Raw genomic sequence first — 13,196 nt, 5'->3', positions numbered from 1 at the left:
GCACAAAACGCCTTGGAGAAACAGCTCAAAAGTGTTTCTCCAAGGCGTTTTGGCGCGTATGTTACTTGTTGATGCGGGTGTATGGGTGAACATACCCCAGTTCCTCTGCAGGAACTGGAAACTCAATGTCACCGAATGGGCTATTCGCACCAGCGAACTTTGCCACAACTTCGGTAACATAGTGGCCACCGCCAGGAACCTCGGCTGGCCAGCCCGGATCGACATAACCTTTTTTCTCTACATTTGCCATACCCTCTATTGTTGCAAATTGCAGCGAGAAACGCACCTAGAACGAGCATAAACTTCCCCACACTATGACGAAATCCTCTACAAAGTTAAGTTTTCCAGCCAATTTCACCACTTGGTTACAACACCAAAGCGCTGCTGAACTTGCACAAATCTTGCAACATCGGCCCGATATTACCTTCCCAACCCCACCAGGTTTTACCGCACTAGCAGGAAGAATGTCCTTGCGTGCGTCGTTAAGCAGAGCACTGCTGACACTCACGAGTGCCGATTTAGCCGTCATAGAGGCCTGCGCACGGCTTGGGGGTGAGATCAAACCTGTGGACCACCCCAAAATTATGGAGCTTCTGAGTACGTTTCTCGACGACAGCGAATGTACCGGCTTCGTCGACACGCATCTGCAACGCCTTCGCGAGCGCGGTTTGCTCTACGGCACCCCGGCGCGCAGTATGCTCGCCCCTGATGTGATGAATGCGCTGCCCACGGGGTTGACAATACTGCAAGATCCGCAGGCACTGAGTTATGAGCAGGTCCTCACTCGCTTGGACGGCTTAGCAACCGCGCAGCTGAAGATTTTGCAGACTCTGCAGCAGTCAGGCGGGGTTGGGGTGACAAAAGATGCAGCATATGATGCAAATCCGCAACGTCCGATTCCGCAATTGCTCAAAGCTGGTTTACTCGAGCGCATTGATGAGCACTCCGTGAAACTGCCGCTGACCGTGCGCTATGGTTTGCTTCAGCAGCCGCCGCCGAAGCTGCCCATCACGTTAGAATCAGTAGCCAACCAGCCAGAACGCGAACTCACGCCTTCCCTTGGCCAAGCAGCTATCGGCACGGCCTTAGAAACTTTGCGACGCTTACGCAGTCTGCTCGAGCACTTAAGCCGGAGCCCGGTGGAATTATTGCGCAATGGCAGCCTAGGTGTTCGTGCAACCCAACAACTTTGCAATGTCTTAAGAGTTGAAGATCAGCAACTCTATCACTTACTTGCAATAGGTCTTGCCAGCCGCTTGATCGCCCTTGGCCCATTAACGCATGTCAATGTAAGTGAAGACGCCACGGTGCTAGCTGCTACTGCTGCCAGTGAAGAGTTCGTGTTACATACGCTTGCTGAGCAGTGGGCAATTGTGGCACATAGTTGGTATGCCTATGCCACCTTTGCGCCTTGGAAAGTTGGCACACTTAGCGAGGCTTCGAAACCACTGCGTGCCTTTGAGGCTGAAACGTTCCAGGAGAAGTTGATTCAGCTGCGTCGAGAAGCATTGGAGGTATTTGCAAGTAGCGACGCTGCAGCTTGCAGTATTGAGGAACTAGCTGACAGGTTTGCGTATTTTCATCCGTTGCAAGCATTAACGTTGCAGCGCAGCAGCTTGGAGCAGATTTGTACAGAAGCAGTTGAATTGGGGATTCTGGCAACCGATGGGCACTTGTATTTCCCCACTTCCCTATTAAGGAATATCGCTGACGAACAAGCGCTGCTGCACGAGGTGGAAACGCTGACTCCGGCGGAAGTCACGAAGCTGATTCCACAGGCTGATTTCACGCTCCTTGCCACAGGCCCATTAGCGGCGGCGATTCATCAGGAACTTTCTTGTTTTGCAGTTGTGGAATCATCAGGTGTTGCAGCGGTGTATCGGATTACCGAAGAAAGTTTGCGCCATGCCTACGATGCAGGGAAAACACCAGAAGATATTCAGCAATTTTTAGATGCTCATACGCTAACGCCACTGCCAGAAACAATGACGTATTTCATTCACGATGTGGCACGAACGCATGGCCAGATTCGCAGTGGCGTGGCAGTAAGCTACGTGCGCTGTGATGATCCGGTGTTGCTGACAACCGTGGTTCGCAGCCAAGCTGCACAGCAAGCTGGGATGCGTCTGCTTGCGCCGACTGTTGCGATTACGCAAACACCGTTGGCAGCGTTGATGCAGATGCTTGAGGCTGAAGGCATCTATCTGGTTGCCGAAGATGAGAACGGGTATTCAATGGATGTGCGTGCTCGTGCGCGGTTTTTGCCAACGCCAAAGCAACGTGAGGAAAAAGATCCCGCAGATTTTTCCGAGCATCTTCAATCAGTCGTCGCCCACTTGTTGCAATCCACAGCAGGCACGACGGCTGCTGGTGGCAGTGACACTGCAGTTGGTGCACAAGACAATGCGCCTCAAGTGACACCGCATCAATCAGCGCTGCAGATACTGCAAGCTGCCATTCGGGCTGGGAAGAAAGTTAGCATCGAAACCATTGATCGAGCTGGTACAAGTACGCAACTACAGCTCACACCGATTACGGTACATGCTGGACAGCTCTCGGCGATTCATGAAGCTACTGGCCAGTTACATCAGCTCCAGATTCATCGGATCAGGAGTGTCACGGTTCTGGACTAGGAAGATGTGAAGCGGCGCTGCGAGGTGTGCAGCGACGCGCGGCAGGCGGTGATGCGTGGGAGCGGCGGCGTTTGCCGGCGCGTGGGGGCGGCCGCACGCGCAGGCTGCCCGCAGCGTGACAGCTAAGGCCCGGCAGGCAGCGTCGTCAAGCATGCAAACAGCGCCTAACGCCAGCGCTTCGGCACACACTAGCCTCACATCTGCCAACTTCAACCGCACGTGCAGCGAGCATCGCGCCTATAGTGTACTGTGACAACCTCGTCGTCATGCTAAGGGAGAATAAGTCGTGAGCTTTGGTACTGGGCCGTTAATTGTGCAATCCGATAAGACGGTGCTGCTAGAGATTGAGCATCCGCAAGCTGCAGAAGCTCGCATTGCGCTTGCCCCTTTTGCTGAGCTTGAGCGCGCGCCTGAGCATATTCACACCTACCGCATTACCCCGTTGGCGCTTTGGAACGCCCGAGCTGCCGGCCACGATGCCGAACAAGCAATTGATGTGCTCGAACGCTACTCGCGGTTTCCTGTCCCGCAGGCATTGCTTATCGACGTTGCCGAAACGATGGCTCGCTACGGACGCGTACGGCTGCATAAACATCCCGCGCATGGCTTAGTGCTTGAATCGGATGAACCGGCAATTCTGGTCGAATTACAGCGCCAGAAAAAGATTGCCCCGATGCTTGGCGCACAGATCGATGAGACGAGTATTGCGGTGCATCCTTCTGAACGTGGTCGATTGAAGCAAGAATTGCTCAAAATTGGTTGGCCGGCAGAAGATCTTGCCGGCTATATCGATGGTGAAGCACACCCAATTGCATTATCCCAGGTACATGAAGCATGGCAGTTGCGCGACTATCAACAAATGGCTGCCGATTCCTTCTGGGAAGGTGGCTCTGGCGTGGTAGTGCTCCCCTGTGGTGCAGGGAAAACCATGGTTGGTGCGGCTGCGATGGCCAAGGCACAAACCACGACGCTGATCCTTGTTACCAGTACATTAGCTGGGCGCCAATGGCGTGATGAACTCTTGCGTCGCACGACTCTTTCCGAGCAGGAAATTGGGGAATATTCTGGAGAGAAAAAAGAAATTCGCCCAGTTACCATTGCCACCTATCAAGTTGTCACGCGTAAAACCAAGGGCGAATATCGTGCCTTGGAGTTGTTCGATTCGCGTGATTGGGGATTGATTATCTACGACGAGGTGCATCTTCTTCCTGCACCGGTATTCCGCATGACCTCTGATTTACAATCGCGCAGGCGCTTGGGCTTAACTGCAACCCTAGTGCGTGAAGATGGCCGCGAAGGTGATGTTTTCTCGCTCATTGGCCCGAAGCGTTACGACGCTTTATGGAAGGAACTCGAAGCTCAGGGCTATATCGCCACCGCTGAGTGTGTGGAAGTGCGTACCACACTTTCTGCCGATGAGCGCATGAGCTATGCCTTGGCCACTGCTCAAGATAAGTATCGGATTGCAGCAACTGCAGAAGCCAAGGTAAGTGTGATTCGAACAATTATGGAGCATCACGGCACTACCCCAACGCTGATTATTGGTGCATACGTTGAACAGCTAGAAGCTTTGGGAACTCGCCTTGGTATTCCAGTCATCGACGGTAAAACTCGCACAATCAAGCGCGAGGAATTATTCGCGCAATTTCGATCAGGAAAAATCAGTAAGTTGATTGTCTCAAAAGTCGCGAACTTTTCCATTGACCTACCAGAAGCAGCCGTTGCAATTCAGATTTCAGGAACCTTTGGTTCCAGGCAAGAAGAAGCGCAACGTTTGGGTCGTTTACTTCGCCCGAAAAAGCAGCACGCACAGGCCTACTTCTATTCAATTGTGAGCCGCGATACGATAGATGCCGACTATGCGGCACACCGGCAGCGATTCTTGGCGGAACAAGGCTATGCCTATCGCATTGTTGATGCCGATAACCTTGACACTGTCTTTTAATTCCAATCAATTATCACCAAAGGTCTTATTTTCTTATGGCGCACTTTTCTTTCCCCGTTGATTCTGCTTATGCCTACACGCACAACGAGTTATTAAAAGACACCAAACGACTCCAGATTTCAGCCGCACTCTTCGCCCTGATTCTGCTCGGCATTGGATATGGTTTGACCTTTGTGTACACCGATATGATGGGCACGATTATTTTTAGCTGTTTTGCGATCATGGCCGCAATCAGCTTGGCACTGATCGTGATCATTCCAAAAACAGTTGGCACACCAGTGGCCTTATATGAGCAATATGAGCTGTGTGCAGCCATGATTGCTGAAGTCGAACCTCGCACCATGACAGTTATGGCACTGGTGAATATGAATACGGATCCAACCGTGGCACCAAAGTGGGGCCTTGCAATTCGTCCAATTACCGCCCTTGGCGATACTCCACGAGAAGTAGGCGTGAAAGTACCATCGGTTGCAGTCACTGGACGCCGCAGTGTTGGGCAGAGTGACACGTGGGATGAGATTTCGCCAATGCCAATTATTTGGGGCACTGCAGATACCAGCGTGATTGAACGCGCGGAGAAAGAAATTCCTACCAAGCAGTGGAAATTACTCGAAGCAAACCTTTCTAGAGTTGCCGAGGTACGTGCGACTCGATTTAATCTATTGCCACTCTAAACTGCTCTGATACAAGTGAAGGTGTTGGGATTTTCTTCAAGAACATATCCCAACACCTTCACGCGTTTTTACGCTATTCGGTAGCTGTTACCGACGTGCTATTGCTGCCGGCGTACTATTGCTGCCGGCGATGATTCCAATACGCAAGTGCGACGAGCACCAGCCCCAGCAGAATCATCCACAGCACACCAAGACCACCAGTTTTCGGTATATTGCCACGATGTACATCAGCAACTTCTAGAATCATTCGCCGCTGATTGTTATTGGCAATCACCCTTGCCGATACCGCTTGGCTTGGATTCGGAAGTCGCAATACTGCACGATTATTCCGATCAAGGCTGACTTCAAAATCAATCGGCTCAGCTGCTAATTCAAACCCAAATGGTGCGCGTGTTTCAATCAACTGATATTCGCCAGGTGGAAGCACAACGCCTGAGGTTTTGTTATTTGCACTCGTTAGTCCTGCCGCTCGCAACGGAAACTCAGTGCCATTCAACGCCGTATCAGACGGAACATTTTTCGCAACAATCCGATAATCCCAATCTTCGGAAACCGCGATTGGTCGACCTTCTGGATCAACCTTGTTGACTACCAGCTCTGAATTCGGTGGGATATTCGGAACATCCGCACAGGCAACTGGTTCACCGAGTTCTCGTGTGAAAATGAGTCGCCCGACATCACGCCACTCGTAATTTCCTTTGGTATAAAAACCATTATGCTCTGTACCATTGCACCGATACCAAGCAGGAGGATTCTTGGTATATCGAGGCAAATCAAAAGTTACATTAATTCTAAATATACGGGTTTCATTTGCCGGCAGGCGACGAGTGGTGAAAAAGTTATAATCTCGTTCCGCTAAGCTCACAGCCCGATAGCGACCAGATGGTGGTCGAGTCACATCAATTAAGCTCGGCGAACGTTCCCAGCTCGCGAGTTGTCGACCAGCGGCATCATGTTCTGTAATCCACAGCCGACGGTAGCGAATCGTCGATGGGAATTGCATATACGATGTGACATATCGAAAGTCAACAGTATCGGAATTCGGCGGATTTTTAAGCGTTGCTTCAAACTGCACAAGTCCCAAATTCGGATTGTTAGGATCCCTGCGAGGTGCAATACTCACCCGCTGTGTCACGATCACATCACTGGCTGCTCGTAAAGCAGTCGCGTGCTCGCGAAGTGGGTTTCCAGGTGCAGTCGGATCAACCAACGCTGTATCCGGTGCATCTGGATCCAAATCTGCGCAGACCCCCGCTGTAAGCGTTTTCGCTACGCGCGTAGGCGTACGGAATTGATGCACAAGTGCGGTATTCCGAGCACCACTATGCTCATCCTTGGCATCACAGGCCAGCTGCTTCGTGTCGGTCAGATGGTAGTACACCCGAATATGGAAATCACGAACTTCACCAGCAGCAAGCGTGAGAAATTCTTGTGCTGGTTCAGCCACTAAATAGCGTCCACTGACATTTGGTTGCAGTGGAAGTTCTTCCTCTTTGCGTACCCACGCCACACGATCAACAACTGCTGAAGCAGAAAGCTGTGGGACGTCGTAAAGCTTGAATATTTGTTGCGTTGCCCCAATTTCCGTATTCGCAACCTGCAGGTTGTACTCTAAAATGCCTGGAATTGGAGGATCGAGTGGAACAGCAGTTGTCTCCACTTTCAGCGCCCCAGGCTTCGTTGTCGCAGGCGTTTGCTCAACAGCAGCACCGGCATGTGGAATGAACGCCACATGACGCAAGCTGTTTGCGGGATCATCAATCTCAAGCGATTCCGCAAGTTGCGTCTCGCGGGTCTCATAGGTGATCTTCACAGGAGTTTGCGGATTCAGCTTCAGCCCAACTCGCGTATGATCCACAGTTGCGGCATCTGTCTGCCACTCTCCTGCACGCAAGGCTGCAGCACCGGCTGCGTTCACAAACCAAAAATCCAGGCGACCGGCGGCATTCGCACGCACTGCAAGATATACATCATCAGTTTTATGCTGGTACAAGGCTTGTTGCCACTGCCCAACTGCTGGTAATTGCTCAAATGCCCAGTCTTGGGTGTCAATCAGTTCGGAAATCTGCAGGCGGAATTGATGCTGCTGCGCAATACGTGGCGCCAGATCTTCCTGCACGCTGGTATCAATCAGCAAGGTGCCACCGTAGATCACCCCGCCGTGATCGCCACCTACAGTAAATGCCTCAGAGCGCTGCACCGCACCCTTGATAAATTTCGCATCTTGGATATGGGTTTGACTATAAAAATACCCCTGAGCATGCGAATCTTGATACGCACAACTATCCGCCGTGGCAGTATCACGAACCTGTGCTCGCAGCTTGGCGTATGCTTCGCCAAGACTTTCATCACTTGCTAACACACCTGGATAGGTTTGTGAACACCATCCCTGATGTAAGGCTGGATAGCTTTGTTTTTCCGCCGACTCTGGTAACAACGGTTCTGTCAACGCTGAAATATCTGCGCTTTCTGGCAACGACACCGCAAGCTTTTCGACGACGTCACGCAGCACCGAAGAAGGCACTTGCGTTGCTGCATCAACAAGATGTGGTGCAAGATCTCCGCTGGCAGGGCGCAATGCAGCCTCAAACGAGGAAATTGTTTCTAAACGTTGTGCTTCAGGTTGTGATGGAACAGCGCTCAACAACGAACGCGTTGGACGCTCGCGCCCTTCTTGTGCCGGCGTAGTGGTTGACGCAGCAGCTGGTTGGGTGGTAGGTGGCGTACTTGGTCGGATGGTAGGTGCTGCAGCAACTGTACTTGATGGCACTGCAGAGGTGGTGCGTACTGGAGTTTGCGTCGAAGTCAGTAAGTCTTCTGCCAAAACAGGGGTCGCTACAAGCATGCCAGCTGTCATTGCTGCCACTAAACTTTTACCAGCTGATTGCACAGTCGCATTCATGAGCATGAGCGTTATCTACCCCTTTCGCATTCGAGAAACTACCAACCACGTACATCTTGGAGAAACGTTCACCCCAAGATTCCACCAACTATCCGAACTAGTATATGTCATCAAATAGAGCCTTGACACCTTTCGTATGTTTCAAAGAATCACACTGTGCGCTACCTCCGTATCGTAAGGGTACGTCGCGATGCATCTGCGAAGTACTGCTACCTTTTCGCCAGCTCCACACCACGATTTCAGCACGAGCTGCGTTCTTCACGAGAGCGGCGGATAAATACGACACTCAGCAGAATCAACATGAAACCCAACAGTGCACTGCTCCAACTATTGGCACCGGTATGGGCAAGCCGAGTAATTCTCTGCAGCAATGGTGCATGCCCCTTATTCGCCGGCGTTGATTCCTCACACGTTGATCCTAAGCAGTGCGGCACTGCAGGTGGTTGCGTCGTACTTGCACATGGCATCGCAATTGATGCGGCGGAAGTTTTCACACCATAGTGTGTTTCTCGTGAATACTCCGGATACCCTGGAGTTGTCAGGAACCCAACCATATCGAAACGCGAGCGTTCCTGGTGCATCACGCTTTGAATATTCCATCGCAACACAATATCTGGATTATTTGCACGCAGTTTCGCCACCTTGGCAAGACCACTAGCGGTGAGCCGCAGCTTTGCGACGTTCTGTGATGCAAGCTCTACCTGATAATCGTGTCTATTCAGTTTTTGCACGAGCACTTTATCATGCGAGCGTAAAAGCGCAACTTCAGAGGAACCGAGCACAATCTCTTGGTGTTGTTCGAGTGGAATTGAGATTTCAAACTTTTCAATACTCAGATCCGAATCTGGCGCCGGTAACGATGCAGTGACCTCCATGCCAAAAGATTGTCCAGGATCCACGCATTGTGGTGTTTGCATCTGGCCGGTGAGTTTCTGATCTTTCGCAAACGCAACCACATGATAATCCCACTCGGTACGAGTTTCATTCGTGGATGGCACGGTAATTACAAATGGTGAAACCAGTGATAATCCTTGTGCCTGTGCAGATGAAGGATCTTCTTCCACAAAATAGGCGCCGACCGGTAGGGACGGAAAACGCGCAGCGCCGTCTTGCTGCGTGGTGGCAGCATAGGTAAGACCTAGTTGATGTTCGCGTTCACCGCCTGGGAAAAACTGCCAAATCTTTACTGCCTCGAGTTGCTCCCAACCTTCGTTTCGGCTGAGGTCGATATCGTTAATCTTGCGGATTTTGAAGTTCACGCCTTCAATTGGTGCTCGCGTTTGTGTCGCAAGAGGATTGGCTGGATCACCATATGCAGTAGTTGGGTCACCAACTGATTTGTGAATTTCTAAGGAAGCATCGTGGTTTGCGTCGATAAGCGTGGCTGAGAGCGGGGCTTCTGCCAAACTCGGCGCGGGGTGAAGTAACGCAAGGGTGAAAATGACGCTTAAAAATTTCTGTTTATTCATCATCACCTGCTCGTTTTCGGGCGCGCTGGTGCAGGTAATTTTTGCGCAGTCCATTGAGCATAATCAGCAAAAACAGACCAACAATTATTAATACAGCAGTCATCCACCACTGCCACGGTTGCTTGACGGTTGAAAGCACTTGCGTACCCTCAGCTTGGTCGAGTGCCACGCGCTCGGCATGTACCAGCAGGCGGTGGCTATTGATGCCATACGGTGTGCAGGTGATGAGCGAAATCAAGTCTTTGTCGGGAACAGGTAATAAGGAATCGCTTTCGCCAGGCAGCACTGTTTGTAATTCGCGAACCTTATATTTCATCTGCTGACCAGAAACGGACAAGTAAATATCGTCGCCGACTTTGACTTTCACCAGATTGTCCCACAGCGTTGCCACGGATAATCCAGTGTGACCAGTTAAAACCACATGCGAACCAACACCACCGACGGGCAGGTCGCTGCCAAATAGGTGGCCGATGCCCTTCGAGAGTACGGATTCGGATGAACCATGATAAATCGGCAGGTCGGAATCGATCGCTGGAATCGAAATTCGAGCCATCACATCGGTGAGATCCAGCTGACCCAAATACTTCTGGTATTCCTCATTGTCTTCGGAAATACGACTCAGCCATGGGTCAAGAATTGGACCGCCCTCATACTGCTCATTCCAGTGTTGGGCATCACGAATCTCGCCATCGAGTTCCTCGGCGGAAAACTCCTCAACCTTGGTGGTATAAGACTTGACCACCGAAGACTGATGATTGTTCTCGTACACCGTGCTTACAACCGGATACAGCATCAAGACGATACCAATGAGACTGAGCATCACAGTCAGTACGGAGCTGCTGTTTGACTTCTTCACTGACGAATCAGCGACCATAGTCATGCCATCTCCCCTTCCTACCTGCCGATTAAACCAGACATTGCTACGCCGGTAGAAGGTCTTGGTGAGACATCACGCACAAGACCTTCTACCAGTAACTCTCAATGTTTTTTATGCTTCACGACGCTTGTTGCGACGGGAAACACCGAGCGCAGCCGCCAGGAATGCAGCACCGGAGAGCAGGAGGAACATCACGCCCTTGCCACCGGTTAATGGAAGGTTGAAGCCAGCATTTTGCTTGTAGTCGACGATTTCAAGGCTCGTCAACGCGATTGTGTCGATGTTGGCGCCCTTGGTGACCTTGAAGTGAATTGGCTCAGCCAACAGAGAGAATCCTGCTGGAGCTTTGGTCTCAACCAAGCAGTATTCTTGGGTTGAGGTTGTATCAACGCTACCGTTGACGAAGTCATTTGCACGCAAGCCCTTGATGTCTGGAGCGTCGGTAGCATCAGCAACAATAGGAGCCGTATTCAGCTTCTTCGCAGCCGTTTCAAACTGAGCACGGTCTTGACCAGCTTCGCAGACATACAGATCGAACTCTGCGCCGGCAAGACGCGTTGCGTCAGCAGCGTCGCCTTCTTTGCCCTTCTTGACAATATCGACATTGCCAAAGTAGGACTTGGTCCAACCATTGTCTGGTTCCGTGGTAGGAGGCACATCAGCTGGCTCATCTGGATACCCTGGAGGAGGGGTCACACCATCAAGACGCTCGAAGACGTCGTACTTGTTGGTAATTGCGGTAACCTCGGCAGGAGCGTTCTCTTTGACCTTGAAGAAAATGTCGAACTTAATTTCACCGTCTTGATCCGACAGTGTCTTCAGCTTCTCAAGACCAGTTGCTGTCAACTGAATGCGGAAGATACCAAAGTCAGGGCCATTTGCCTCATTTTTGACTACCGTGTAGTCCGTATTTGGAGTGAATACAACCGTCTCTTGGCCATTTACAACGCCATACAGTTTGCGCGCAAGGGTTGCTGCTTCACCAGTTGCTGGATCTTTACCTGCACCCTCGAATAGTTCAAGACGTGCATTTGGGTAGAAGTCAGTCATCTCATAGCGCTCATGCGTACCACCACGGTGCAGCTGCTGACCGATGGTGTACTTGACGTAGTTGCCGTAGATGAAGGCACCTGCGTCGGTCACTGACTTCGTTGGCTTCTCAGACAGCTTGGTGTTCTTTGGGTATACGTGAACCTTATCCAGCCAGTTATTACGATCTACTGGGTCGGTCAATGGCAAGGTGACATAGAACGGCTTGGTGGAGATACCGTGGCCTTCTGGTGCAGTGGTTTCTTTCACCAAATACAGACCTGGAGCGAACGACGCTTTACCCGTACCGTTGCCATCGGTTGTAATCGTACCGGCGTTGTCGAGCTTGCCGGAGGCTTCGTCTAAGACAGGTTGCTTGACAATATCTTCGGCTTTCTTCCAACCTGCGTTGGTCAGCAGATCGACGTCCTTGACCTTATAAATAGTGAACACAGCACCTGCCAAAGGCGTACCCAAGGCACTCTCGTCAGCTAACTCACGGCCATTGTGGTCAGCTGGAGCTGCACCGTCACTCGAAAATTTATGAATAACCAGTTCGCGATTAGCATTCGTTGGCAAGGATGGGAATGTGCCAGCAGGCTGCACAACGCCGCCTGCGGTCTGTGCAAAAGCAACAGGTGCAACTGGAATCATTGACCCAGTGAGCATGACACCAGATGCGATGGCAATCGCGCAAACCTTCTTCAGCTTGAACATAAATCTTAAGACCTTCTACTCAGGAACCAGTACGATTCAGTAGCGAAACAAGAACAAAAGCATTTCATATGCGTATGTAGGACGCTGAACCTGCGGCAGCATCCAAAACTGTCGAAAATAGCAATGATCCATTTTCAAACACACACTGAAAGATGCAAGGTTCGTTACCTAACCCTTAACACTATAATTCATCTGCTGCCGACTAGCCTATTTATAATAAAATTTAATTCCGACTTCGCTTCGGGCGTTAAGAAACCAATGGTTAACGCCATTTTTTGAACTCGTATCGTACGATCATCAACCGCAAGATACTTCACTATGCAAACACTTTAAGATTTCCAACTGATACTTCACGACCGCTATCGAACCACACAGTCACACACCCAATCACAGAACACCAGCAGAGATCCGAATAGCAGCCCCTAAAAGCTTTACGACGCACCAAAGGCTCCAATTCTGCCACGCTTAGAATAGGTACTAGTGACTCCTCTGCTCAACATGCAGACCAAAAGTCGATCAGATTGCCAGTACTCAAATTGCGTGACACTAGATGTAGCAGAATCAACATCCAAGTACCGAAGCAAAAATTATGACGGCAAAAACATACGTCTACCCTATAAAGCAGCACACACAGCGAGTCGGTACATACATCAAATACTGCAGATGCCATAAGCTCGCGTAGCTACACAGTCTAGATTGAGCAAAAAATAGCGTCAGCAACAGCCAGAATACTCAATCACTGGTTCCACGTACGTACCGTAGATGTATTACTCAACATGGGTATGCGTATAGCACGGCAGGCTCTAACAACCAAAATTGTTAAAGCCTGCCGTGCATTATTTTAAGTTTTAGGTCGGCGGTGTCTTACTCTCCCACAAACTCCCGTTTGCAGTACCATCAGCGCAATTAGGCTTAGCTTCCGGGTTCGGAATGGGACCGGGCGTACCCCC

Annotated in this window: 8 protein-coding genes and 1 rRNA gene; 3 read left to right on the top strand and 6 right to left on the bottom strand. The window is 50.8% G+C overall.

Going from position 1 to position 13,196, the window contains the following annotated elements:
* Positions 1-61: 61 nt before the first annotated feature.
* On the bottom strand, positions 62-250 hold the full coding sequence (locus NXS99_RS08710; RefSeq protein WP_259288288.1) for a hypothetical protein: 189 nt from the start codon (positions 248-250) through the stop codon (positions 62-64).
* A 64-nt stretch (positions 251-314) separates the two neighbouring features.
* Here NXS99_RS08710 and NXS99_RS08705 point away from each other — a divergent pair, with 64 nt between their 5' ends.
* The 3 genes from NXS99_RS08705 to NXS99_RS08695 all read left to right on the top strand — a co-directional run bounded on the left by NXS99_RS08705 (position 315) and on the right by NXS99_RS08695 (position 5,252).
* Positions 315-2,633, top strand: a complete 2,319-nt coding sequence (locus NXS99_RS08705; RefSeq protein ID WP_259288287.1) for a helicase-associated domain-containing protein — start codon at positions 315-317, stop codon at positions 2,631-2,633.
* A 286-nt stretch (positions 2,634-2,919) separates the two neighbouring features.
* Positions 2,920-4,578 (top strand): DNA repair helicase XPB, encoded by a 1,659-nt coding sequence (locus NXS99_RS08700; protein WP_259288286.1) that lies wholly within the window; start codon positions 2,920-2,922, stop codon positions 4,576-4,578.
* A 35-nt stretch (positions 4,579-4,613) separates the two neighbouring features.
* Complete coding sequence (locus NXS99_RS08695; RefSeq protein ID WP_259288285.1) at positions 4,614-5,252, top strand: DUF3239 domain-containing protein; 639 nt, start codon at positions 4,614-4,616, stop codon at positions 5,250-5,252.
* 115 nt (positions 5,253-5,367) lie between these two features.
* On the opposite strand, the gene NXS99_RS08690 is transcribed toward NXS99_RS08695, so the two are convergent.
* The 5 genes from NXS99_RS08690 to rrf form a co-directional block, all read right to left on the bottom strand.
* Positions 5,368-8,154, bottom strand: a complete 2,787-nt coding sequence (locus NXS99_RS08690; RefSeq protein WP_259288284.1) for a SpaA isopeptide-forming pilin-related protein — start codon at positions 8,152-8,154, stop codon at positions 5,368-5,370.
* Between the two features lie 239 nt (positions 8,155-8,393).
* On the bottom strand, positions 8,394-9,626 hold the full coding sequence (locus NXS99_RS08685) for a SpaH/EbpB family LPXTG-anchored major pilin (protein WP_259288283.1): 1,233 nt from the start codon (positions 9,624-9,626) through the stop codon (positions 8,394-8,396).
* Positions 9,616-10,503, bottom strand: a complete 888-nt coding sequence (locus NXS99_RS08680) for a class C sortase (protein ID WP_259288282.1) — start codon at positions 10,501-10,503, stop codon at positions 9,616-9,618. Before NXS99_RS08680 ends, NXS99_RS08685 begins: the two co-directional genes overlap by 11 nt.
* Positions 10,504-10,611: 108 nt before the next feature.
* Positions 10,612-12,246 carry a SpaH/EbpB family LPXTG-anchored major pilin gene (locus tag NXS99_RS08675; RefSeq protein ID WP_259288281.1) on the bottom strand — a complete coding sequence of 545 codons (1,635 nt, stop codon included), beginning with the start codon at positions 12,244-12,246 and terminating at the stop codon, positions 10,612-10,614.
* 851 nt (positions 12,247-13,097) lie between these two features.
* Positions 13,098-13,196: ribosomal RNA gene (gene rrf / locus NXS99_RS08670) — 5S ribosomal RNA — on the bottom strand; the annotation flags it as partial.

The sequence above is a fragment of the Corynebacterium sp. HS2168-gen11 genome, assembly GCF_024834075.1.
Taxonomy (GTDB): domain Bacteria; phylum Actinomycetota; class Actinomycetes; order Mycobacteriales; family Mycobacteriaceae; genus Corynebacterium.
Note: the sequence above shows the minus strand (reverse complement) of the source record. Positions and strands in the feature narration are given on the sequence as shown.

Bases quoted from the DNA above. Each gene is read 5' to 3' on its own strand.
- NXS99_RS08690 (WP_259288284.1), bottom strand. From the start codon at position 8,154: ATGAATGCGACTGTGCAATCAGCTGGTAAAAGTTTAGTGGCAGCAATG.
- NXS99_RS08695 (WP_259288285.1), top strand. From the start codon at position 4,614: ATGGCGCACTTTTCTTTCCCCGTTGATTCTGCTTATGCCTACACGCAC.
- NXS99_RS08685 (WP_259288283.1), bottom strand. From the start codon at position 9,626: ATGATGAATAAACAGAAATTTTTAAGCGTCATTTTCACCCTTGCGTTA.
- NXS99_RS08675 (WP_259288281.1), bottom strand. From the start codon at position 12,246: ATGTTCAAGCTGAAGAAGGTTTGCGCGATTGCCATCGCATCTGGTGTC.
- NXS99_RS08705 (WP_259288287.1), top strand. From the start codon at position 315: ATGACGAAATCCTCTACAAAGTTAAGTTTTCCAGCCAATTTCACCACT.
- NXS99_RS08680 (WP_259288282.1), bottom strand. From the start codon at position 10,503: ATGACTATGGTCGCTGATTCGTCAGTGAAGAAGTCAAACAGCAGCTCC.
- NXS99_RS08710 (WP_259288288.1), bottom strand. From the start codon at position 250: ATGGCAAATGTAGAGAAAAAAGGTTATGTCGATCCGGGCTGGCCAGCC.